This window comes from Paenibacillus sp. MMO-58, from assembly GCF_037146255.1.
GTDB lineage: Bacteria > Bacillota > Bacilli > Paenibacillales > Paenibacillaceae > Pristimantibacillus.
Genome location: NZ_JBBCVY010000001.1, coordinates 979,950 through 1,004,106, shown reverse-complemented (window position 1 = coordinate 1,004,106; position 24,157 = coordinate 979,950). Strand labels below are relative to the sequence as shown.

21 protein-coding genes are annotated in these 24,157 nt (G+C 52.0%); 9 read left to right on the top strand and 12 right to left on the bottom strand.

The genetic code is table 11. The features are described 5' to 3' along the window. Positions 1-348: 348 nt before the first annotated feature. The 8 genes from WFJ73_RS04680 to leuC all read right to left on the bottom strand — a co-directional run bounded on the left by WFJ73_RS04680 (position 349) and on the right by leuC (position 12,041). On the bottom strand, positions 349-4,026 hold the full coding sequence (locus WFJ73_RS04680; RefSeq protein WP_336771912.1) for a dynamin family protein: 3,678 nt from the start codon (positions 4,024-4,026) through the stop codon (positions 349-351). A gap of 3 nt (positions 4,027-4,029) precedes the next feature. Beyond that, positions 4,030-4,299 carry an NAD/NADP transhydrogenase alpha subunit gene (locus WFJ73_RS04675; RefSeq protein ID WP_336771911.1) on the bottom strand — a complete coding sequence of 90 codons (270 nt, stop codon included), beginning with the start codon at positions 4,297-4,299 and terminating at the stop codon, positions 4,030-4,032. Positions 4,300-4,304: 5 nt separating this feature from the next. Next, a complete protein-coding gene (gene nth / locus WFJ73_RS04670; protein WP_127494014.1) occupies positions 4,305-5,006 on the bottom strand; it encodes an endonuclease III in 702 nt (233 codons plus the stop codon). A gap of 174 nt (positions 5,007-5,180) precedes the next feature. Continuing rightward, positions 5,181-7,664, bottom strand: coding sequence for an S-layer homology domain-containing protein (locus WFJ73_RS04665; RefSeq protein WP_336771910.1), 2,484 nt, complete (start codon positions 7,662-7,664; stop codon positions 5,181-5,183). A 35-nt stretch (positions 7,665-7,699) separates the two neighbouring features. Then, entirely contained in the window at positions 7,700-8,296 is a 597-nt protein-coding gene (locus tag WFJ73_RS04660) for a GerMN domain-containing protein (RefSeq protein ID WP_336771909.1), read from the bottom strand. Positions 8,297-8,411: 115 nt separating this feature from the next. Further along, positions 8,412-9,833: an N-acetylmuramoyl-L-alanine amidase family protein gene (locus tag WFJ73_RS04655; RefSeq protein ID WP_336771908.1), complete on the bottom strand. Its 1,422-nt coding sequence runs from the start codon at positions 9,831-9,833 to the stop codon at positions 8,412-8,414. A 162-nt stretch (positions 9,834-9,995) separates the two neighbouring features. Continuing rightward, positions 9,996-10,595 carry a 3-isopropylmalate dehydratase small subunit gene (leuD, locus tag WFJ73_RS04650; protein WP_127494022.1) on the bottom strand — a complete coding sequence of 200 codons (600 nt, stop codon included), beginning with the start codon at positions 10,593-10,595 and terminating at the stop codon, positions 9,996-9,998. 30 nt (positions 10,596-10,625) lie between these two features. Further along, complete coding sequence (leuC, locus tag WFJ73_RS04645) at positions 10,626-12,041, bottom strand: 3-isopropylmalate dehydratase large subunit (RefSeq protein WP_336771907.1); 1,416 nt, start codon at positions 12,039-12,041, stop codon at positions 10,626-10,628. A gap of 167 nt (positions 12,042-12,208) precedes the next feature. Between leuC and WFJ73_RS04640 the strand changes: the two genes are divergently transcribed. Next, on the top strand, positions 12,209-13,102 hold the full coding sequence (locus WFJ73_RS04640; protein ID WP_336771906.1) for a LysR family transcriptional regulator: 894 nt from the start codon (positions 12,209-12,211) through the stop codon (positions 13,100-13,102). Positions 13,103-13,106: 4 nt separating this feature from the next. Here the strand turns inward: WFJ73_RS04640 and WFJ73_RS04635 are convergent, their stop codons facing one another. Further along, complete coding sequence (locus tag WFJ73_RS04635; RefSeq protein ID WP_336771905.1) at positions 13,107-13,901, bottom strand: carbon-nitrogen family hydrolase; 795 nt, start codon at positions 13,899-13,901, stop codon at positions 13,107-13,109. Positions 13,902-14,018: 117 nt separating this feature from the next. Between WFJ73_RS04635 and WFJ73_RS04630 the strand changes: the two genes are divergently transcribed. The 8 genes from WFJ73_RS04630 to mtnB all read left to right on the top strand — a co-directional run bounded on the left by WFJ73_RS04630 (position 14,019) and on the right by mtnB (position 22,043). Continuing rightward, a complete protein-coding gene (locus WFJ73_RS04630; protein WP_201003472.1) occupies positions 14,019-14,468 on the top strand; it encodes a hypothetical protein in 450 nt (149 codons plus the stop codon). Positions 14,469-14,587: 119 nt separating this feature from the next. After that, positions 14,588-15,778, top strand: a complete 1,191-nt coding sequence (locus WFJ73_RS04625; RefSeq protein ID WP_336771904.1) for a pyridoxal phosphate-dependent aminotransferase — start codon at positions 14,588-14,590, stop codon at positions 15,776-15,778. A 370-nt stretch (positions 15,779-16,148) separates the two neighbouring features. After that, a complete protein-coding gene (gene proB, locus WFJ73_RS04620; RefSeq protein WP_336771903.1) occupies positions 16,149-17,255 on the top strand; it encodes a glutamate 5-kinase in 1,107 nt (368 codons plus the stop codon). 85 nt (positions 17,256-17,340) lie between these two features. Then, positions 17,341-18,591, top strand: coding sequence for a glutamate-5-semialdehyde dehydrogenase (locus WFJ73_RS04615; protein ID WP_336771902.1), 1,251 nt, complete (start codon positions 17,341-17,343; stop codon positions 18,589-18,591). 33 nt (positions 18,592-18,624) lie between these two features. Further along, a complete protein-coding gene (gene proC / locus WFJ73_RS04610) occupies positions 18,625-19,506 on the top strand; it encodes a pyrroline-5-carboxylate reductase (RefSeq protein WP_336771901.1) in 882 nt (293 codons plus the stop codon). Next, positions 19,506-20,726, top strand: coding sequence for a 2,3-diketo-5-methylthiopentyl-1-phosphate enolase (locus WFJ73_RS04605; RefSeq protein WP_336771900.1), 1,221 nt, complete (start codon positions 19,506-19,508; stop codon positions 20,724-20,726). Before proC ends, WFJ73_RS04605 begins: the two co-directional genes overlap by 1 nt. Beyond that, complete coding sequence (locus WFJ73_RS04600) at positions 20,723-21,391, top strand: 2-hydroxy-3-keto-5-methylthiopentenyl-1-phosphate phosphatase (protein ID WP_336771899.1); 669 nt, start codon at positions 20,723-20,725, stop codon at positions 21,389-21,391. The genes WFJ73_RS04605 and WFJ73_RS04600 overlap by 4 nt, the downstream gene beginning before the upstream one ends. A 1-nt stretch (position 21,392) precedes the next feature. After that, entirely contained in the window at positions 21,393-22,043 is a 651-nt protein-coding gene (mtnB, locus tag WFJ73_RS04595; protein ID WP_336771898.1) for a methylthioribulose 1-phosphate dehydratase, read from the top strand. Positions 22,044-22,127: 84 nt separating this feature from the next. Here the strand turns inward: mtnB and pyrE are convergent, their stop codons facing one another. The 3 genes from pyrE to WFJ73_RS04580 form a co-directional block, all read right to left on the bottom strand. Further along, on the bottom strand, positions 22,128-22,664 hold the full coding sequence (gene pyrE, locus WFJ73_RS04590; protein WP_336771897.1) for an orotate phosphoribosyltransferase: 537 nt from the start codon (positions 22,662-22,664) through the stop codon (positions 22,128-22,130). A 102-nt stretch (positions 22,665-22,766) separates the two neighbouring features. Further along, the gene (locus WFJ73_RS04585; RefSeq protein ID WP_336771896.1) at positions 22,767-23,240 is read right to left on the bottom strand and encodes a DinB family protein; all 474 of its coding nucleotides are present in this window, start codon (positions 23,238-23,240) and stop codon (positions 22,767-22,769) included. Between the two features lie 62 nt (positions 23,241-23,302). After that, on the bottom strand, positions 23,303-24,103 hold the full coding sequence (locus WFJ73_RS04580; protein ID WP_336771895.1) for a TIGR00266 family protein: 801 nt from the start codon (positions 24,101-24,103) through the stop codon (positions 23,303-23,305). Positions 24,104-24,157 lie beyond the last annotated feature (54 nt).

The following is a 24,157-nucleotide window of genomic DNA, read 5'->3' as shown; positions in this document are numbered from 1 at the left end:
TTCCTCCCGAAGAAAAATAAATTGAATGCGCTTACAAAAGCAGTTGCTACGATTACCCTCCTTTCTTCCTATAACAGATAAAAACTGGAAATTCACCCCTTCATTATAGTTGCGGGACGAACATTTCCCATCTAAAAAACAGTGTATTTCTACCAAAAAACCGACTTTATGAGCCGCTTTCCTTTACTGGCCTAGCAACGACCAGAACCGTATCCTGCATCCGGAGGATTGCATTCCGATGATATAGTCCGTAAGATACATAGCGCTGCGCCTCCCTTAGACGCAAAAAAAGCCCGCAACGGCTTAATAAGCCATTGCGGGCATAATCTCAATAATTGCAATAAACGGTTAAGCGTCCGCCGAGGATTGAAGCTCCGCAATCTGCTGATGCAGTCTGCCAAGCTGCTCGGTATCCGCTTCGTCGGACAAGGAAGTCTGCATGCCCTGCACATAACGGGATAAATCGTCAGCAAGCGCAGCGCCAGTCTCTTCCGCACATTGTCTCCACAGGCCGGTATACAAGCCGGACCAGCTGTCAATATGTTCATTCATCCATGCTTGCAAGGCAGGAGAAGCGGCCTCTTCCAGCTCTTTGCGAAGCTGGCCTTTGCCATCTCCCTCGAAAAATTGACGAGGAGATTTGAACCGGCTCCACAGCCATTTGGCATCCACGCCGGACATTTTCCATTCCGCTACGGCATCTGGGGTAGGGAGATCCTTAGCCGCATAAGCTGCGCTGCTGTAACCGGCAATCAGCGATCCCAACTGCTCGGTCAGATTAGCGTACAGCTTCTTGAGCAGGCTGTTCACTTTGCGGTCCATCCGCAGCGTTGTCGCCTGAAGCTCCTGGGACAGCTCGGTCTGCACCTGACGCTGAAGCTCCAGCCATGCGGTCCAGATCATTTTGCGCAGATCGCGGCCGTCATCCTGCAGCGTTGAAGGGTTAAACGCATAGTTGTAAAACTCTCCGAAGCGAAGCTGAATCCGCTGCACCACGTAATAGAGCAGCTCGTTCAGCTCTTGGAGCATTTGCGCCGGAGGATCGTTCTCCTGGAAGTTCCGGATCGAGGCATTCGCTTCAAGCTGCAGCTTGCCCAGACGTTCGCTTTCCGCTTGGCGGGATGCGGCATCGCCCGCGGCGCTCTTCAGCCAGCCAGCCACCGTGGAAGCGGCTCTTGCAATCTCCTGCTCTGCCGCATCAATAGCAAGCTTGCCGAGGTCGTTCTGCACGAAGCCAAGGAACGACTGTTCAAAGGCACCGATACCCGATTTAGAGAGCAGCTCCATATTGCCGTCCATCTTCGCATCCAAGCCTTGCAGACTGGATACCGGGAACAAGCGCGGATTCCGGATGCCATGCTGAAGCAGGTTGGTCTCGACGTGGCTAAGCACGCCTTCAAGCTCTTCATCGTCCGCTGCGAGATCGGCTGCGTTGACAAGGAAGAACATTTTATCAAGCTCGAATTGATCCTTCACGCGTCCAAGCTGCATCAGGAACTGACGGTCCGCTTGCGAGAAGGCATGGTTATAGTAAGTGACGAACAGTACGGCGTCCGCATTCTTGATGTAATTAAAGGCTACGCCCGTATGCCGGGCATTCACGGAGTCTGCCCCCGGCGTATCCACAAGCACGATCCCTTGGCGTGTCAGCGGGCAGTCGTAATGAAGCTCGATTTCGCTGACGAAGCAGGAACGGGACTCCTCGGCAACAAACTTCTCGTATTCGTCCTGCGAGACCGAGATTTGGGTGCCAAGCAGCGCTTCATGCGCTTCCCAGCCTTTGCGGGCTGCCCGAAGGAAGCTGTAATGCGGACGTCCTCCCGCATGGATGACATCCGGCGTCAGCATATCAATGGCAAGCATAATAGCCGATGCATTCGGCAAGGCGGATTCGGATGCGTCCTCGCCAAGCAGCGCCAACGAGTAGCGCAGATCTTCGATAATGGCGTCATGGGATTTCATGACGACAAGAGCAGTGCCATGCTCGTGCTCGGCCGTAGGCGGCACGAGACGGTTGATCGCTGCGGTTGTCGGGTTCGGCGACACCGGTAGCACGGGCTCGCCAAGCAGCGCGTTCGCGAGCGAGGATTTACCCGCGCTGAAGGCTCCGAACAGCGCGATGGTGAACCGGCTGTCCCGCAGCCGATTGGCTTTGTCGCGCATAGCGTCCGCGCTGGCGGTCAGCGGCGCGTAAGGCGCGAGCAGCGCAGCCGCGCGCTCGAGGCGCGCTGCGGCGCTATGCTGCTGCGCGAGCGCTGCGCCGCCGGCCAGCGCGGCGCCTGCCTGCTGCGCCGCTGCGCGCGCGGCCATGCGCGGCTGCGCTGGCGCGCCGGCGCTCGCGGCGCTGCCGCTTGGCGCGACCGCGGCGCTTGCCGCTGGCGCAGCCGCGTGGGCGGCGCTAGGCGCCGGCAGCGCCGGGCGCGGCACGCGCGGCGGCAGCGCTGCGGCGAGCTGCGCCGCATGCGCGGCAGCGCGCTGCGCCAGCGCCGCAAGCTGCGCAAGTGCGCGGGCCTGCTCGCCAAGCGCCGCTAGCTGCGCGGCAACCTCATCCGCTGCGGCTGAGCTCGCGGCGGCAACATGCTGCGCAAGCACGTCGATAATATCGAATGCGTGCTTGCGGTAGATGAGCTTCACTTCCGCGGCCAGCTCGCGGCTGTAGACCATCGTATATTCATTGCCGAAGGTAGCTCCGGTATTTACTTTCTCGATAAGCCAGTTCGGCTCCGGCTGCCAATACAAGCCGGAGATCAGCTCCTGCTCCATCCGCTCAGCCGGATAACCGGCCTTCTCCGCCGCACGGCGAAGCAAGTCCTTCACATGCCAATCAATGGCCGCATTCACCTGGGAAGCAAATTCCGTCCGGAACGTCTCCAGTCTGCGTTCCTGCTCGGCTGCCGTTTTCGCCCCGGCAAACAGAAGGCCCGTCTTGAAGCCTGGCTTCCGGCTTTCCAGGAAGACATGCGCTTTGTCACGCAATGGCGCCGGGGTAATAATCGCGTTATCCAGAAGCGACTGAACGCTGCGGCGGAGCTCAACGCGCAGGCGCTCCGGTTCTTCCGCAAGCCTGCTCTTCTCCGCCTCAAGCTGAGCCATCTCCGCCTTCACCATGGCTGCCGCTTCCTCGCCGCCCGCTTCCGCAATTAGGCGTTCGCGCTCCGTCTCATCCCGCAGATCCCACCATTTCTTGTGTTCGGCCACCAGATGATGCAGCGACGCATCTACGCTGTATGACGCAAGAGGTACTCTCTCCGCTGCCAGCTGGGACAGCAAAAGCTCGAGCTGCTCCCATTCCTGATGAGGGTGATCCGGCTGCCGCAACGACAAATAAACGATTCCCGCCGGCTCCAGATGCCAAGCTTGAAACGCTTCTTCCACACTTTTCCGGTACTGCTCGAACGACAATTCACGGTCACGGTGCTTATCAATCTGATTTACGATAAAGTATAAGGGCTTGCCCCAGTCCTTCAATTGCTTCGCAAACGCAAAGTTAATCTCGGATTGGACATGGTTATAATCCATTACATAAAAGACGACATCCGCCAAATGAAGAGCGGATTCGGTCGACATTCTGTGAGCGTCATCCGTGGAATCAATACCGGGAGTATCAAGAAGAACCGTATGATCGCCAAGGCGATCGGTAGGATAATAGATCGATACGGATTCAATGTTCTCTCCGTCTTTGCAATACGCGTCCAGCTGCTCGAGCGGAATATCCACGCTGACGCGCTCTCCGTTCTTCACGCTAACGACGCTTGCCTTTGCCGTCTCGCCGCCGCGAATGGCTACAACGTTTGCGCTTGTAGGGATCGGGCTGGACGGAAGCAGCTGTGCTCCGCATAATCGGTTGACCAGAGTTGATTTGCCGGCTGAAAAATGTCCGCAAAATGCAACAGTAAGCCGGCCTTCGGCCAGCTTACTGTTCAACTCCAGTACTTGCTTTGCGTGTAGACTGTCGCCGGCCGACTGCATTTCCGCAGCGGCATGGGACAGTGCCTCTGTCATGCTTCGTACTGTCGTTTCCATCATGTTCTATACAGCTTCCTCTTCCGCAGGCAGGCAGATTTCAAATACGTTGCCGTGCTGCAAAATCATAATGTTGCGCTCTTTTTCCTTCATAACAACGACTTCAGGCTTTTGGCGCATACGCTCGATGTATTGATCCGGAACATCGCCGGAGCCGCTTACGGTAACGCCTTCTACCAGAATATCCTCGTTTTCTTGCGGAGGTGCTTCCAGAACCTGCTCATAAATATCGGAGAACAGCTCAAAATTGTTTGTATACACGGAAATGCATTTCATTGTCATCATCCTTCACTGGCTTTTTTCGGTTTAGTTGCCTTAATTTTAGTTTTCGTTTGTCCACCCGGCTTCATACGCTGTTTGCCTTCCTTGCACATATCCAGCAGCGGGCATATCGGACATTGCGGATTTTGTGCTTTGCAATGATAGCGGCCGAAAAAAATTAGCCGGTGATGGGTGAGCGTCCATTCCTCGCGGGGCACAAGCTTCATCAGCTTCTTTTCGACTTCCAGCACGGTATCATCCAGCTTAGCCACGCCAAGCCGTTTCGATACCCGCTCCACATGCGTATCTACGGCGATTGCAGGAACGCCAAACGCGTTCGAGACAACAACGTTGGCTGTCTTTCGCCCAACGCCGGGCAGCTCTGTCAGCTGCTCATGCCTCTCGGGAACTTCCCCTTCGTATTTATCGATTAGGATGCGGCATAGCTTTTGAATATTAGATGCCTTACTGCGGAATAGTCCGATACGGCGAATATCCTGCTCCAGCTCTTCCAGCGGCACAGCCAAATAATCCTCCGGCCGTTTGTATTTCTGAAACAGATTGACAGTGACTTTGTTCACCGTCTCATCCGTACATTGCGCCGACAGCAGGACGGCTATGGTCAGTTCGAACGGGTTGCTGTGATGCAATTCACAATGTGCATCCGGGAACATCTCCGCCAACGTATCCAATATATGTCGCATCTTCTGCTTCGCATTCATCGTCTCTCTCCTAATCCCAAACACTATCGTTCAAAGTGTAGCGAAATTTGTCACGAGAAGCAACCTTATTCGGCCGTAAATAAAGAAAAAACCGCCCTTTTGGACGGTATTTTCACAAAATATAAGAATTTAGGCCGAGATCTACTTTAAATCCCGTTAATATTTAACAGAAGCCTACGATTTTACGATTTTGAGAGCCGTATTATTGAAGGCATAAACCGTGATCGTATCCCCGTCTTTTAACGCGCTCACTTGGATGGACGCATTGTTATACAGGATTTTTGTGTTCGAAGTGATATAGGCAAAGTTGCCGTTATCCTCCGACGTATTTTTGTAGGTCCACAGGGTCGCGTTAGGAGCATCGTACTTCCAGTAAGTACGCTTGTCGCCGACTGCTACCGTAACAATCGTCTGCTCGTTCTCATCCTTGTAGACTTGAATGATATCTCCCGAGGCTATCGCGGAAGAAGAATAGGTTGTCTGACTGCCTTTGATGACTTTAATGCCTTTCGAGAACGTTACCGTTGACGATGTGCCGTTAGGTTCGGTAACGGTCAAGCTGCTTGCCGAAACGGAGGAAACGGTGCCGTATTTCATCGTAATCGTCTTCACCGACTGGATGTTGCTGCCGATGTAAGGGACATTAATGATTGTGCCGCTTGTCAAAGCGCCCACCGTCAAGGCATTTCCATTCTCGTCCGTTATTGGAACATTGACCAGAGAAATGTCTTTTTGCGAATTATCCGCCGCTTTCACCGTAACAAGCTTTGTCGACGCGTTTGCGGACACAACCGTGTACTGCAATGTTTTATGGACCTGAATCGTAGCCGCTTTCTCCTGGTTTGCATCCAGTAACACGGTTACGGTATCCCCTGCCTGCAGGCTTCCGATTGTAGGCACGGAAACGCCAGGAATTTGGAGAAGCGGCGACACATAAGGGATGGATACCTTTTCGCCCGAATCGAGTTTAACGGACAATAATTTATCCGTTGTATTTACCGACACCAAGCTGCCAGTCTGTTTGTAAATAAAGCTGAGCGAGATAATGTTTTTGCCGGAATACGTAATTTTCACTTTACGGTTCGCAACCAAGTAAGATCTTGCCTGGCTGACCGTAATGGACGAGCCATTGTAATCAATCTTGGTGGAATCCGTCAGGAACAAGGCATTCGCGTTTGATGTGGCAGGATCGTATAACGTAAGCAGCTTGTTATCGCCGCTGTAATTTACAACCGTGGCAGAATCAATCGTCGAGACGTTCCGGTTTACGACTTCAATTCGAGTCACCTGCTGATCGTCATTCAAAGTAAGCTTGATATTATCAACGTCTTTGAGCAAGTCGCTAACCGTAGGGGCATCGATACCGTTGATCACGACGGCCACGTTATCGGCCAGGAACTTGGATTGCAGAGTACCGTCTACCAGATAATTGATGAGGCCGCTACCTGCGGAATAGAATTGTCCGGTTACGGTATTTGCGCCAGTCTGTACTTCGGCCGTGATCGATACAACCTGAGGAGCCGTACGGAAAGTATCCTGTACGATAGTCAGGTTTGTATCGCGCTTCAGGTCGGAAATTTGCAAAGTTTTGCCAGTGCTGTCTTTTACGGTAACCGCGCTGCTATAAGTGAACTTCACAGGCTCATCGTTCACCCAAGCGTAGAAGTAACGGTCCGTTGTATTAATCCGGTCCAGCTTGGCGATTGTCGTTTTGACATGCTGCTCCGTGCCTTGCGATTCCACATACAGCGCTTTGCCGGAGTTGCCAATCAATGTAACGTCCGTATACAGCTTGATATCCCCCGCCGCAATGGCGTTATCGCTGTCTGCCGCATAGTACAAAGTATTGGAATCAAGCGTGTAGGTTGTTTCTTTCCCTTCGCTGTACAGAGTAATCGATGTAGCGGTTTGCGCGGTTACAATACCGCTTACTTGTCCGGCATAAGGCACCTTGTATTGATTCTCTGCCCGGCTGAACAAGGTTGCAAGGCTTGCCCGGTTAACCGGAGCTTTCGGATCAAACTTCGTTGCGGACACGCCTTTTACCAGGTCAAGCGATACGGCCGCATTAACGTAGCCCAAATATTTAGCCGTAATTTGATTGCCGTCGGCGAACGTGGAAGGCGTCTTGCTCAGATTATCCGCTAATTGTTTCTTGTCAATGGCTTTCACCAGCAGCTTTGTTACCCATTCGCGAGTCGCCGGCGTGGTGCCCCATGCTGCTTTCGGGTTAGCAGACGCGTTAGCGTACTCATCATTCTGGTCAAGAAGACCATTCTTGAAAGCTACGATAATATAAGGCTTGGCATAGTTGCTTACCTTGAAGGAATCCGGATAAGCGACAATACCGTCAGGATCTATTTCCCCCTCAAGTCCGGCGAAACGAAGAGCCATAACGACCGCTTCTTCTTGGGAGACGCTTTTCAGCGGGCGGAATTCCGTCGTGCCGCTGGATGTTTTATAACCGTTAATAATGCCTTGAAGTGCCAACTTGGAAACATGCTTCTGCGCCCATGCGGGGATCGTGTCAACAAACATGCTATTCGATACGGCCGCGAACGCAGATGGAGCCGGAACGGCAATAGAGGTGCCACCGGCAAGCAAGGAGAAAGCTAAGGCGCCGGCAATAAGTTTGGAACGGGATGATTGCATTGGCATGGTTGAATAATCCTCCTCATTTCATTTGTTTGATTCTAGGAATGACGAACCGTTGGATGATCCAGATCAAAGTGACCCATCAGGCTCTCCAGCGCTTTGCCGTCAACCAATAGATCATAAGATTGCACAAAATCAAACTGGAACAAGGTCTGTCCCAGGGAATCCAGCAGCATTTGCTCTCCCGGTGCGCCAAGACGCGCGGTATCCGGCAGCTCAATGTCGATCGTTACCGCATTGTCCTTAAGCGTCACGGATTTGATTGGAATAGGCTTCCACAAATTCACCGTGCCTTCGGGACCGTCCTGCTGCAAAGCCGCCAATGCCTGCTTGATCAGGTCTTCATTGGAGCTCGACTTCACTTGAATATCCTTGGATACCATCTTCTCTAGTTCCGTATCCGAATAATAGATCTTAACGGGAGTTTCTTGTTCTGCCTGTACGGTCGGTTCTACCGACGGATCTGGAGTCGCCGTAGGCTCCGTTGTTGCAGGCGCTTCTATCGTTGGGCTTGGAGAAGGTGCGTTGCCGCTTACCTCATTTCCGGACTGCCCGAGTGGTTTGTTTGTATTTCCGCATGCTGCTGCAGTAAGAATGACTACAAATAATAATAGGATGAATGCCGGTTTGCGCACGATCGAATTCCTCGCTTTCTCAAGGTGAAACTGCATTCGCCGTACTGAGACGGCAAGCATATTTCATTCCGGTGAATTCTAAGCCTTATCTGACAAAAGATTAAATTCTTAGAATCTAGGAAAGTTTCAGGTATTCCTTAATTCCAGCTACGATTTCCGCTGCCATTTTATTTTGCGCTGCATCGCTGTACAGGATGTCGGAGTCACCTTTATTGGATAAAAATCCGGTCTCGAGCAAAATAGCGGGCATCGTTGTTTCTCTCGTCACATGCAGGTTTCCGTATTTTACGCCACGGTCCTTAAGACCGGTACCTTTAACAAGATGCTTGTGAATCACATTGGCAAGAGCCTTGCTGTTATCACGCGTGTAGTAGGTTTCCGTACCCGACACACTGGAATTAGGGTTACTGTTTGCATGGAAGGAAATAAAAATATCCGCTTTATTGTTCTTGGCGAACGTTACGCGGTCTGCAAGCGTTACGAATTTATCCTCTGGTCTGCTGAGCAGCGGCTTAATATTTTTTTCTTTGTCCAGCAAAGCTTTTACCTTAAGCGACAAAATAAGATTGGCTTCCTTCTCCCAGCGGCCGTTGATGCTTTGCGCGCCCGGATCGGTTCCGCCGTGACCGGCATCAATAACAACGTTGTACACTTTCGTACCCGGATCGGTAGTAACAGGAGGAGGTGTCGGATCAACCGGAGGGGTTGACACCGGATCCGTAAGACCAATGGTTATTACCCCTGCTCCGTTATCTTGAACCACTGCATCCGCATCTTTGTCCGTATTCAAATCGAGCACTAGTCTAGCAGTAGCCGGATTCGTAGAAAATACCGAGTAACGGAACATGGACATGTACGGGCTGTCCGCTACGGGAATGCGTGTTTCCGCTCCCATGAATTGCGACGCCAAATTGTCCGAATAAGTCGTGTTCGGGAAATCGATTACGATGCGCTTGGGACTATCGAGCTTAAACGGTTTATTTGCCGTTACTTTACCGTCATAGTTGATGATAATGCCGAAGCTGCTGTCGTATTGAACCGAAGTGATCGAACCTGTCTGGCCGGGATCCGGCGTAGTCGATGGTTCTTCAGGGTCCGCTGCTTTGTACAAATAGACGGACTGCGACGCTTGATCCCATTTCACCGTTAATCCAAGCTGTTCACTTACGAAACGGATTGGAATCATGGTTGTTCTGCCCTTCTGCAGCTTGGCAGACATGTCCATTTTCACTTTGTTGTTGTTAACGAGAGCGATATTGTTGTCAATGGTAAGTACAATTACGTTCTGATCGTTATGTATGGTGACTGTCTTTGTAGCTGATGCCCAAATTACCTCATAGCCCATGTTCTCGGACACGACCCTGATCGGGACGAGGGTAAAATCGTTGACGATCTGTGGATCGTCATAAGGCTTCAGCAATTGGTCGTTCAGATAAAGCTTCGGGACGACTGGCGTTGTTGCAGCTTGTCCCACTCCAGTGAACAAAGTAAACAGAACCGCCATAAACAACAAAATAGGTACAAACTTCTTCTTCATTTTCCACCTCGATGACTGAAATTGCCTGCATCGAATGTGAGATCATTCGACTTTGCTAGACGATTAAATAGACGCAATTTGTCAGAAAAAGTTGCGTGCAGAGGAAAAAAGAGGACAACTCTTCTTAATTCGAAGAGCTGCCCCCTTTTCTTAGTCTATCTATTAACCCAAATAGGCAGGACGCTTTTGTTCGTAAGCCGTAATTTCGTCTTCATGCTGCAATGTCAGGCCGATATCGTCCAGACCAAGAAGCAGGAACTGGCGGCGGTGCTCGTCAAGATCGAAGGAAAGATCAAGACCGTACTCGTCAGTCAGCTTTTTGTTCTCGAGGTCAACCGACAGCTTGTAGCCCTCATGCTTCGCCGTGCGTTGGAACAGGTCTTCGACTTGCTCTTCGCTCAGCTTGATTGGCAGAATGCCGTTCTTGAAGCAGTTGTTGTAGAAGATGTCCGCATACGATGGTGCGATAACAACTTTGAAGCCATAGTCCAGAATCGCCCAAGGAGCATGCTCACGGGAGGAGCCGCAGCCAAAGTTCGCGCGGGAGATCAGAACGGAAGCGCCTTGATAGCGCGGTTTGTTTGGTTCGAAATCAGCGTTTACTTCGCCGTTTTCGTGGAAGCGCCATTCGAAGAACAGGAATTGGCCAAAGCCGCTGCGCTCGATGCGTTTCAGGAATTGTTTAGGAATGATAGCGTCCGTGTCGACATTCACGCGGTCGACCGGGGCAACGATGCCCGTAAGTTGTTTAAAAGCTTCCATGTCGGTAATACCCCTCTCTCACACGTTCAATTAGTTCAACACTTCGGATTTGATTTTCCAGTCGCGCACGTCTGTAAAGCGGCCATTGATTGCAGCAGCTACAGCCATTGCAGGCGATACGAGATGCGTACGACCGCCGCGGCCTTGACGGCCTTCGAAGTTACGGTTGGATGTCGATGCGCAGCGTTGTCCAGGCTGCAATACGTCAGGGTTCATCGCAAGGCACATCGAGCAGCCTGCTTCGCGCCATTCAAAACCGGCTTCCGTAAATACTTTGTCGAGACCTTCTTTTTCGGCTTGCAGCTTAACGCGTCCGGAGCCCGGAACTACGATAGCTGTTACTTTCTCGCTTACTTTGTAGCCGCGTGCGATTTCGGCAGCAGCGCGAAGGTCTTCGATACGGCCGTTTGTGCAGGAACCGATAAAGACATAGTCGATCTCGATTTCGGACATTGGAGTACCAGGTTTCAGGTCCATATATTCAAGCGCTTTTTCCGCTGCTTTGCGCTCGTTTTCCGTTGGCAGGTCTTTCGGGAACGGAACAGAAGAAGTGATGTCTGTACCCATGCCCGGGCTAGTGCCCCAAGTTACTTGCGGGATCAGCGAATCAACGTCGAATTCAACAACAACGTCATAAGCTGCGCCTTCGTCAGTAGTGAGCTGCTTCCAGTCCTCTACGGCTTCGTCGTAGTTGGCAGGAGCGTATTCGCGACCTTTCAGGTAGTCGAACGTTGTTTGGTCCGGTGCGATCAGACCGGCGCGCGCGCCGCCTTCGATGGACATGTTGCAGACTGTCATGCGCTCTTCCATAGTCAGGGAACGGATAGCTTCGCCTGTGTATTCGATAACGTAACCGGTAGCGAAGTCAGTACCGTATTTCGCGATAACGCCGAGGATCAAGTCCTTCGCGGTAACGCCGGGTTTACGGGAACCGTTGAAGCGTACTTCCATTGTTTTAGGTTTTGCTTGCTGCAAACATTGCGTCGCCATAACGTGTTCAACCTCGGAAGTACCGATACCGAACGCAAGAGCGCCAAACGCGCCGTGCGTCGAAGTGTGGCTGTCGCCGCAGACGATCGTTTTGCCCGGGTAAGTCAGGCCGATCTCAGGACCCATAACGTGCACGACGCCTTGGTCGAGGTTATTCAGGTCGAACAGTTTTACGCCGAAGTCCGCGCAGTTTTGTGTCAGCGTATCGATCTGTTGTTTGGAGATCGGGTCTTTAATATTAAAGCGGTCCTTGGTAGGAACGTTGTGGTCCATTGTCGCGAAAGTCAGGTCAGGACGGCGAACTTTGCGGTTCGACAAACGGAGTCCTTCGAATGCTTGCGGCGAAGTTACCTCGTGCACCAGATGAAGGTCGATGTAAATGATGCTTGGTTTGCCCTCTTCTTGATAAATGACGTGCTTATCCCAGATTTTCTCAAACAGTGTTCTTTTCGTCATTATGTTCACCCCATCGTTCAAGCGAATAATCGCTTTGCTCTATTAGATGTTACTAGCATAGCATCTCCTTCTTGATTCAACAAAGATATAATATCTATAATGATTATAGGCAATAACTATAAAAGGTCGATAACTATTCTCATTTGGACTATAAGGGGAAAGCTGGAATGGAACTTAGACAACTTCAATATGTCATTCAGATCGCAATCGAAAAAAATTTTTCACGCGCTGCCGAGAAGCTGCACATTGCGCAGCCTTCGCTCAGCCAGCAGCTGTCCAAGCTGGAACAAGAGCTAGGCGTCCTGCTGTTCCGCCGCACGACGAATTCGGTTGAGCTGACGCAGGCCGGCCAGGTATTCGTAGATAAATCCCAGTCGATTCTGGATGCCATCGAGCAATTAAAGCAAGAGATGGACGATATGGCGCAAATGAAGCGAGGTCGTCTTGTCGTAGGGACGCTGCCAATTACGGGATCACATATACTGCCGCTTGTTCTGCCGGTGTTCGGAGAGCTGTATCCGCAGATCGAGGTCATACTAGTAGAAGACACAACCGTCAAGCTTGAGCAGCTTACGGCTAACGGGGGAACGGATATAAGCCTACTTACTCTCCCGCTCGTCGATCAGACGCTGGAATGGGAACCTCTGATGGAGGAAGAAATCTGTCTTGCCGTTCCACCGAGCCATCGCCTTGCCGGACGCACCGACGAGATTTCGATCGAGGAGCTGCGGGACGAGCATTTTATCGGATTGAAGAAAGGCCAAGGCTTCCGTCAGATTTTGGTGCATCTATGCCAGCAGGCTGGGTTTACTCCTAACATCGTGTTTGAGAGCAGCAACATTGAGACGGTGCAATCGCTGATTGCGGGCGGCATGGGCATCACGTTTGTCCCGAAAATGCTGACCAGGGCCGCGGGCGGCGATTTCGTCCCCGTTTATTTATCGCTCAAGGGCCGTCCTTCGCGCACCTTGATTATCGCCAGCCGCAAAGGACGGTATTTGTCCAAAGCGGCCGTGGCGTTTATTGAAACGATGAACAAAACGATCAGTCCGTACAAATAGCTCCTTAATATAAGGAAGGTCTGCGGTCCTCGAATACAGGAATTTTACCGCGTACGGTATCGACGAGAGATAAATCGATTTCGGCATAAACAATAGTCTCTTCTTCTCCGGCTTCGGCGATCGTCTCGCCCCAAGGATCGAGAATCATCGAATGGCCGAAGAAATGCGTATCTCCGCTAATGCCTACGCGGTTGCAGGCGATCACGAACATTTGGTTTTCGATTGCTCGGGCCGTCAGAAGCGTGCGCCAGTGATGAAGCCTCGGATGCGGCCATTCAGCCGGCACAAAGAGCAGCTTCGCCCCATCCAGCGCAAGCTTTCTGGCCAGCTCCGGGAACCGGATGTCATAGCAGATCATCATGCCTGCTCCCGCGCCTTCAATCTCAAGCTTGCCAAGCTTATCCCCCGCTGCCAGGTATTTCTCCTCGTCCATCAGGCGGAACAAATGAATTTTCGAATAATCCCCAATCTGTTTCCCTTCCCGGTCAAAAGCGTAGATCGTATTGTATACGCCGTCTTCGCGCCCTTCAGCGATCGATCCGGCAATGATATGAATGCCGTGATTGCGGCTGAATTCCGACAGGTAAGCTTTTGTGCGTTCCCCATCCGGGTCCGCGAGCTTCGTAATTTCGGTTAAGGCATAACCTGTATTCCACATCTCCGGAAACACGATGACATCCGGTTTGTTAGGCTGGGAAGCAGCCTCCTCGAGCATGCCGGACAGCTTGGCGAAATTCGCTTCGGGCTGTCCTACCTCTATATTCATTTGCAAAAGCGCAATACGCAATGGCTGTGTCATAGGTCTTGTTCCCTTCATCAATTACTTTTCCCTAATGATACCTCCTCATGGTTCTGTGTCAAGATGGACAGATTAATGGAGAAGAGTTATTCATTCCCGGACAAGGAGAGATATAAAATGCGCCAAAAACGATTAGCAGCCCTGCTGCTCGCCTTATGCATCATGCTGACGTTCGCTTCTGCCTCCGCATTTGCGGCAGCGCCGGAGGATCAGCCTTTTAAACCTGTTCAGGTATTTGACGTAAAAGCCGGTAAAGTCGTGCTTACTACGCCAAACGACAAGGAGTACCAGGAATTTGCGAACAAATGGATCTCATCCATTACCGGACTTGCCCCGCAGCTTACGAATGACGACAGTTGCAATTACGTTTACCGCGTGCCGCTCGAGAAGCCCGTTACGATTTCCGTCAACGGCACCAAGCTGCTGGCAGACGATGTGTTTTTATTTTATTGCGATGGCAAGCCTCCGCTTCTTCTCGTGTTTGATGAACAACGCAGACCTTACCTGCTGCTCTTCAAAGAGGACATTAAACCGTTTATTAAGAAGATCGGGATTCCTGCAGAATAATAAAGCTAAAATGCCCGCTCCATGCCGACTAATTTACTCGACATAAACGGTTTTTACATGCTACATTAAAGCTAATGTCGTTAAGCGATTAGAGAGCATTTATGGTGGAGTGTGAGCAAATGGAAACTCGAGTGAGTGAGCATGTAATAAAACCGGCAGACCGCATGACGGTGCTGCCAACGCAGTTTTTCGCCAAGCTTGTCGGCAAAGCGAATGCCCAAGCCGCCAAAGGCCGGGATGTTATCAATCTGGGGCAAGGCAATCCGGACCAGCCTACCCCTCCCCATATCGTAGCAAAGATGCAGGAAGCATCGGCGAATCCGATGTACCACCGTTACCCGCCTTTCAGCGGATATTCGTTTCTGAAGGAAGCAGTAGCAACGCGCTATAAAGAAGATTATGGCGTTGAGGTTGATCCTGCTACCGAGGTTGCCATTTTGTTCGGAGGCAAAACAGGTCTCGTTGAAATCAGCCAGTGTCTGCTTAATCCCGGCGACGTATGTCTTGTTCCGGATCCCGGTTACCCTGACTATTGGTCGGGCGTTGCGCTTTCCGGCGCGGAGATGAGCTTTATGCCGCTGACGGCGGATAACCGCTTCCTGCCTGACTATGACGCTATTGATCAGGAAGCTTTGAAGCGCGCCAAGCTGATGTTCATCAATTACCCGAACAATCCGACAGGCGCCGTTGCGGATTCCGCCTTTTATGAGGAGACGGTTGCCTTTGCCCGCCGTACGGGAGTCGTTGTTGCAAGCGATTTTGCTTACGGCGCCATCGGCTTTGACGGCAAAAAACCGGTCAGCTTCCTTCAAACGCCCGGCGCAAAGGAAGTCGGCGTAGAGTTCTATACGCTATCCAAAACGTACAACATGGCTGGCTGGCGGGTTGGCTTTGCTATTGGCAATGCCCAAATTGTCTCCCTGATCAATCTGATCCAGGATCATTACTATTGCAGCCTGTTTGGCGGTATTCAAGAAGCCGCAGCGCTTGCCCTTACGGGTCCGCAGGATTGCGTAGCCGAGCTTACGGCCCGCTATGAGAGCCGCCGCGAAGCGGTATTCGGCGCTCTTGCGAAAATCGGCTGGAAAGCTGACCGCCCCGGCGGTTCTTTCTTCTGCTGGCTTCCGGTACCCGAGGGTTATACGTCGGAATCCTTCGCTGACCTTGTCCTTGAGCAAGCTGACGTTGTCGTTGCGCCGGGCAACGGTTTCGGCACGCATGGCGAAGGCTATGTGCGCCTTGGTCTTTTGACCAGCGAGGAACGGCTCGTTGAAGCCATCGAGAGGATTGGCAAGCTAGGCATCTTTTAACCTGTCCGTCAGACCGGCAAATCCCGGTCTGACGGCTGTTTTAATGGCGGTTGCCTTGCTTTACAGTAAGGAATGATCATGATATGCTAGCATTAACTAAACATGTAACGTGATGACGGGACTAGTAAGTGAGATGGCCGTGCCCAGAGAGCAAATTCGTCAGGCTGCAAGATTTGCCTCGGTTCCTTGCTGAATCCAACCCCCGAGCGGCCGGCGAGAGCCGGACAGCGCCTCCTGTTATGAGGCTTGAGATGGACCTGATTGCGCGTATATGCCATTCGGTCAACAAAGGTGGTACCGCGGAAGCTATAGACTTTCGTCCTTTATGGACGAAGGTCTTTTTATTTTGTCAGGAAATGGGATGAGAAGAATGTCGGAGAGAATTGTTGTCAAAATCGGTAGCAGCTCCTTAACCTCGGAAGAAGGCGGCTTAAACCGTGAACGTATCACCTATTTTGCTTCTGAACTCGCCGCTTTGCACAGGCAAGGCTGCCCTCTTATTCTGGTAACCTCCGGCGCGGTGGCTGCGGGCTTCCGCCAGATCGGTTACGCGGCTCGGCCAAAGGCGGTCCACGAGAAGCAAGCAGCAGCCGCGGTTGGCCAGGCACTGCTCATGCAGGCTTACCAGGAAGCGTTCGGAGAGTTCGGTATCGGGGTTGCCCAAATCCTGCTGACCCGGGCAGACTTCTCCAACCGCCAACGGATTCAGAATGCGCTCAAGACAATTGAGGAATTGCTTCGCCTCCGCATCTTGCCTATCATTAATGAAAACGACACGGTAGCTACCGATGAGCTTGAGCTGAAGTTTGGCGATAACGACAAGTTATCGGCACTGGTTGCGGCGATGACGAAAGCAAGCAGCCTGGTCATGATTACCGATATGGACGGCTTGTATACGGAGGATCCGCGAAAAAATCCGGAAGCCGTCAAGATCGAACGGGTGGATCAAATCTCGGAGGAGATTATGCAGCTGGCTGGCGGAGCAGGCTCTGCGGTCGGCACCGGCGGCATGCGTTCCAAGATCGAGGCGGCGCGCATCTCCATGCGCGGCGGCGTCAGAGCTTTTATCGGGAAAGTTCAACAGACTGGCGATCTGCAATTAGCCGTTGACGGAACCGGCAAGGGCACTTATTTCGATACCCAGTTACATAGCCTGCCGATGAAGAAGCAATGGCTGGGCTTCCACTCCAACCCCCATGGCCGCATTATCGTTGACGACGGCGCAGAGCATGCTCTCCTTGTGCGCGGTAAAAGCCTGCTTCCTGCCGGCATCCGCGAGATTCAAGGCGATTTTCATTCGGGAGATGTCGTAGAAGTAACAAACCTGACGGGAGAGACGATCGGCCGCGGGGTAGTAAACTACGAAGCTTGGCAGGTTCAAGCCGTAGCCGGGCTCAGCACGGAAGAAGTGAAGCGCCGGGTGGATGTGAACAGAATCGAGGTCATTCACCGCGACGAGTGGGTTTCCCTGCGCTAGGATGTATTTTCTCTCATGCCCAATTCATTAAGTTTATGCTTTCGAAGCATGAATTGCTTCGCAATTCATTTTAGGAGGAATCGAAATGGTTAGTGAAGTTAGACAAAAAGCAACGCTTGCTCAGGCCGCTGCCAGCATCATGAACAAAATGACGACCGAGCAGAAAAATACCGCCCTTACGGCGATGGCCGATGCCCTTATCGAGAATCAGACCTCTATTATCGAAGCCAATAAAAAAGATCTGGAACGAGGCCGGGAAAACGGCACAAGCCCTTCCCTTCTGGATCGTCTCGCCTTGAACGAAAGCCGCGTTTCGGACATTGCCGAAGGTCTTCGTCAAGTTGTGGAGCTTCCGGATCCCGTGGGAGAGCTGCTTGAGCAATTCGACCGCCCTAACGGTCTTCGCGTAGAGAAAACGCGCGTGCCGCTTGGCGTTATCGGCATGATTTACGAAGCGCGTCCTAACGTTACCGTTGACGCTGTAGGCCTCTGCCTTAAAACCGGCAACTGCGTTGTGCTTCGCGGCGGCTCCGCTGCCCTGGACTCGAACCGCAAGATCGTTGAAGTGCTGAGGGAAGCTCTGGCGTCAACCGCTTTGCCTCAGGATGCGATTCAGCTGATCGAGGATTCGGACCGCGCATCCGTTAATGAAATGCTTAAATTAAACGGACTGCTCGATGTTGTTATCCCGCGCGGCGGCGCAGCGCTGATCCGCAATGTAGTCGAAAACGCGACCGTGCCTGTCATCGAGACAGGAGCCGGCATCTGCCATACCTTTGTGGATGAGAGCGCGGATTACGACATGGCGGAACAAATTGCCTTCAACGCGAAGGTTCAACGACCTTCCGTCTGCAATTCGATGGAAACCCTGATTCTTCACGAAGCATTTGCGCAGAAGCACCTACAGCAAATCGCTGACCGCTTCCTTGCGGCAAATGTCGAGCTGCGCGGCGATAAACAAGCAACGGAAAGCATAACGCAAGCTAAGCTTGCCACGGAGCAGGATTTTGCTACGGAATATAACGATTATGTTTTAAATATTCGTATTGTAGCAAACTTAGATGAGGCGCTTGAGCACATTCGCAAATACAGTACGAAGCATTCGGAATGCATCGTAACGGAGAATGCCGGACACGCCGAGCGTTTCCTGAACGAAGTTGACGCGGCGGCGGTCTATCATAACGCATCTACCCGCTTCACGGACGGTTTCGAATTCGGCTTTGGAGCGGAAATCGGCATCAGCACGCAAAAGCTGCATGCGCGCGGACCAATGGGTCTGCCGGCTCTTACATCAACAAAATTCCGGGTTTACGGCAACGGCCAAATCCGCGGTTAAGATAGAGGAAAACAAGGTTGGAGGGTGAACGATATGTTATCAATGGAACAAACCAATGCCGGAGTCAATATCGAGGCTTTGAAAATCAGCTTCTACGGCGCAGGCTCGATGGCGGAAGCTATCGTACGCGGACTTATTAACCAAAAGCTGACAAAGCCGGAGCAAATCTCGATGCTGAACCGTCAGAACGCGGACCGTCTGAATGAGCTGAGCGAGAAATACGGCGTACAAACGGTATTGAACGGATCTACGAACGAGCAGTTTATTCAGGATGCGGATATTGTTTTTCTGGCGATGAAGCCCAAGGACGCCGTCAGCGCGATTTCTTCCATTAAGCATCTCCTCTCGGAGAAGCAGCTGATCGTCTCGGTTATTGCCGGTCTGTCGATCTCTTCTATTGAACGCGTGCTTGGCAGATCTGCCGCTATCGTGCGGACGATGCCCAATACTTCGAGTACAATCGGTCTTGGAGTAACGGGAATCAGCTATTCGGGCAGCGTAACGGAAGAGCAGCGCAAGCTTGCGGAAACGATGTTCGCTTCGATCGGCATTAATGCGGTTGTCGAGGAATCGCTGCAGGATTCGATCGTTGGCGTGTCGGGCAGCGGCCCGGCTTATGTCTATTTCTTCATGGAAGCGATGATGGAAGCCGCGGAGAAGCTTGGCCTCCCTGCTGACCAAGCGAAAGAGCTGATCGTCCAGACCGTGCTTGGCGCTGCCGAGATGGTTAAAACAACCGGCGAGGAGCCTGCTGAGCTGCGCCGGAAGGTGACTTCGCCTAACGGTACTACTCAAGCTGCAATCGAATCGATGGCAGGCAGCGGTTTAACGGAAGCTGTCGTTCGCGGCATGCTCCGTTCGGCTGAGCGCGCCGGAGAAATCGGAGCCGATATTGAAAGGAGCACATTGTCCTAATGAATCAAATGTGTATTGCAACTTACCGCTGCTTTGACGAGAAAGCGGATTTCGATAAAAAAGCGCTGTCCATCGCTGTGGGCTTAACGGTTGGCAGCTGGACGGAGCTCCCTGAAGCACGCAAAGCCGAGATGGAGAAGCATCTTGGCAAGGTATTGTCCGTTGACGTACATGAAGAAGCTGGCAGCGAGCGTTATGCCGATATCCGGATCGCATACCCCGATATCAACTTCAGCCGCGATATTCCTGCCTTGCTCGTGACGATTTTCGGCAAGCTGTCCATGGACGGTAAAATCAAGCTGATTGATCTGGATGTCTCGGAGCAATTCCAATCCGCCTTCCCTGGTCCTAAATACGGCCTTGAAGGCGTGCGTCAGCTTCTAGGCGTTCACGACCGCCCGCTCCTGATGAGTATTTTCAAGTCGGTTGTTGGCCATGATCTTCCGAACCTGCAGGAACAATTCTATAAGCAGGCGCTTGGCGGCGTCGACCTTATCAAGGATGACGAGATCCTGTTCGAGAACCCGCTTACTCCGCTGGAGAAGCGCGTTGAAGTGTGCATGGAGGCGGCCCGCAAAGCCCAACAGGAAACCGGTCAAAAGCTGCTGTACGCGGTTAACCTGACAGGTCCAACCTCGCAGCTGGCAAGCCAGGCGCGCAAAGCTATCGCGGCAGGCGCGAATGCTCTGCTGTTTAACGTATTGTCTTACGGCTACGACGTGCTGCACGAGCTGAGCAAGGATCCGGAGATTAATGTGCCAATCGCGGCGCATCCGGCAATGGCCGGTGCCTTTTATCCTTCGCCGCATTACGGGATCAGCGCTTCCGTCCTGCTTGGCAAGCTGATGCGTCTGGCAGGCGCGGATCTTGTGCTATTCCCTTCCCCTTACGGTTCCGTCGTTATGCCGAAGGCAGAGAACCTGGCGGTAAAAGATGCGCTTCTAGCGCCTTCGGATACGCTCCGGACTAGCTTCCCGGTACCTTCCGCAGGTATCCATCCCGGACTTGTTCCGCTTATTTTGCGCGACTTTGGAACGGACGTGGTCGTGAATGCCGGCGGCGGTATCCACGGCCATCCAATGGGCACGGCGGCCGGCGGCAAAGCTTTCCGCAGCGCGATTACGGCAGCAATGAACGGCGTACCGCTTCGCGAAGCAGCGGCGCAGCCGGGTAACGAACCGCTTCAGGCGGCTATAGACGCATGGGGGATTAAGGAATGACAACAGCCAAGAAGCGCATCATCTTCTGCGACTTTGACGGAACAATCACCGTCAACGATAACATTGTAGCTATCATCAGGCATTTCAACCCGCCGGGATGGGAAGACATTGCTAATGCGGTTCTATCCCAAAAAATTTCGATCCGCGACGGCGTTGGTCAAATGTTCCGCCTCCTCCCGACTTCCATTCAGAAGGAAGTTGTGGAGTATGGCATCAACAACGTGCAAATCCGTGACGGCTTTGCCGATCTGCTCCAATTTTGCAAGGACGAGCAGATCGAGTTCTACGTGACAAGCGGCGGCATCGACTTTTTCGTGTATCCGGTGCTTGCACGTTTCGGTATTCCAGAGGATCACATCTACTGCAACGGCAGCGACTTCAGCGGCGAGCAGATCGAAATTACATGGCCGCATCCATGCGACGAGCATTGCACCAATGACTGCGGCATGTGCAAAACAACGATCATGCGCCGTTTCCCGGCAAGCGAATACGAGCGGATTATTATCGGCGACAGCGTAACCGACTTTGAAGGCGCCAAGCTCGCCGACACGGTCTTTTCCCGCCATCATCTGACGGATAAATGCAAGGAGCTTGGCCTCCCGCATACCGAATTTACTACCTTCCATGACATTGTGCATGAGCTGAAGAAAGAAAGGATCGTTTAATATGGCTTTTACCGATATTAAGCTGGAACACAAGCAGCATGCACTCGCCGAGCTGCGCAGCGTCAAAGAACTGTTCGCCTCCCGCGGCTGGTTTGCCGGAACAAGCGGCAATCTCTCGGTTCGCGTAGGAGATTTCAACCCAGACGAATTCTACTTCGCCATTACGGCAAGCGGCAAGGACAAAACGGTACATACGCCGGAGGATTACCTGTTCGTCGACAAGGACGGCAAGGCTTGCGAAGCGACTAATCTGAAGCCTTCCGCAGAAACGCTTATTCACAACGAAATCTACCGTTTAACGGGTGCAGGCGCTATTTTCCACGTTCACTCCGTGTACAGCGCCGTTATGTCCGAATGGTTCTGGGAACGCAGAGCTGTGCCTGTGGATGGCGTTGAGTTGATCAAGGGCCTCAACATCTGGGAAGAGGAAGCGCATATCGACATTCCGATCGTCTCCAACTTCGCCGAGATTCCGCGCATTGTGCCGGAAGTAACGGAACGACTCGACAAGCGGATTCCGGGCATTATTCTCCGCAAGCACGGCATTTACGCGTGGGGTGCGAACGCCTTTGAAGCGAAGCGCCATATCGAAGCGTTTGAGTTCCTGTTCGAATACGTATACCGCTGGGAAATGCTGAACGGCCGCAAATAATGCGAAAAAGCTGGTCAACTCGTTTGTTGCGAGATTGACCAGCTTTTTATTTACCACTATAGAAATAATAAATGCCGGGTTTCCTTACACGCTCTCTTCAACTGCGGCCAGTAATTCTTCCATCTTGAACAAGGAGCGAACTTCGAATTCCGCTTCTTCCAGGTTGGCTCTGCCAGCCTTTTCATTCTCGATGACGCAAAGTACCTCTTTCAGCTCCGCATCGTGGTTCAGAAGATCCGCTGCGCTTAAGAGCACCTGTCCGCCCGTTGTAATGACATCCTCGATAATGCAGACCTTCTTGCCCGTAATATCGATCCCTTCGGCCAATTTGCTTGTTCCGTATTCCTTCGCTCTCTTGCGGACGAAGACGACCGGAATGCCCGTTTTGAGGGAAAGCGCGGTGGCAATCGGAATACCGCCCATTTCAAGTCCGGCTAAAACTTCCGTTCCTTCCGGAACAAGGGGTGCAAGCTGTTCTGCGATCGCAGCTAGAAGCACGGGATTGGATTCGAACAAGTACTTATCGAAGTAATGATTCGAGGTTTTACCTGAGCGAAGCTTGAATTCTCCCGTCAGTCTTGACGTTTGCATAATTTCTCTTGCAAGCTCTGTTTTGTTCATCTACAGTCCCCTTCTTCCTTAAAAGTTAATTACCCTAAACATACGCCGTTTGAAAGTTTAGCAAATCTTAAAGGAATTGTCTATGCGGCTATAGAGAGTTTTTTAAATCGAAGTCGATTGATAATCTTCCTTCAGTAATTGCTTGGCGATATAAAATATTTGGCCCATATGCTCTGAAAAATGCGCCGCGCATTGGTGCAGCATATCCAGATTGCTGCGTTCCTTCCCGCGGACCGTTTGCGTCTGTTCCAGCTGCCCATCCGATAAGGAGGAAATGGTATCTATCACAAACTGGAGGCGTTCCTGTATGCTTCTTGTCAGCTCTTCCTTTGTAACGAAAGCCGGTTTTAACTCCGCCTCCCTGTCTCTGATCATATTCTGGTGAAGAATCCCTTTATTAACCCGTTCCAGAATATTGCCTTCCATATGCCTGATTAACGTCGAAATAGAGTGGCTGTTAGGTCCCGGACTCCAATTGACCTGCCCGTCATCCAGTTGATTAAGCGCTTTCAGAATTCGCTTCTGTATCTCTTCGAACTTCCTGGTCAACCACACTCGATTAAAATCATCGTTCATTATCGATTACCTCCGCCAAAAAAACTCCATCCCACCGGGACGGAGTGTAGTTGAATAGGCTGCTAGTCGCCCTTCAGCATATTGAAGATAGAGCCTGCCGCGCTTCCTTCGTCCTTGCCTCCCGTGCCGAATCCGCGAGGCGCTGCTGCGAATACGCGGCTCGCCAGCCTGCTGAACGGCAGCGATTGAATATAGACGGTGCCCGGTCCTTCCAGCGTTGCGAAGAATAGACCCTCTCCGCCAAACAGGAAGGTTTTCACCCCTTTTACCATTTCAATGCTGTAATGCACGCTTGGCGTAAATGCTACGAGACAGCCCGTATCGACACGAAGCTTCTCTCCAGAATTCAGGTCCTTGCGGATAATCGTGCCGCCGGCATGCATAAAAGCAAGACCGTCGCCTTCCAGCTTTTGCATAATAAAGCCCTCTCCGCCAAAAAAGCCCGTTCCGATTTTGCGCTGGAACTCGATGCCCACGGATACGCCTTTTGCGGCTGCAAGGAAGGCGTCCTTCTGGCAAATCATTTTTCCGCCTGCGGCATGCAGGTCAATCGGGATGATTTTGCCCGGATAAGGAGCGGCAAAGCTGGCTTTCTTCTTGCCCATGCCTTCATTCGTAAAAGCTGTCATAAACAAGCTCTCGCCCGTCAAAATCCGTTTGCCCGCGCTCATCAGCTTCCCCATAAGACCGCCGGAGGACTGTGCGCTTCCATCGCCAAAAATCGCTTCCATGTGTATGCCGTCATCCATCATCATAAGGCTTCCCGCTTCGGCGATAACCGTCTCGGAAGGGTCCAGCTCAATTTCTACAAATTGCATATCATCGCCATGAATGTAATAATCGATTTCGTGGTTGCTCTTCAACCTAATCCCTCCTGAACGATAATAAAGCTCCCTCCTATCATAACATTAACATCC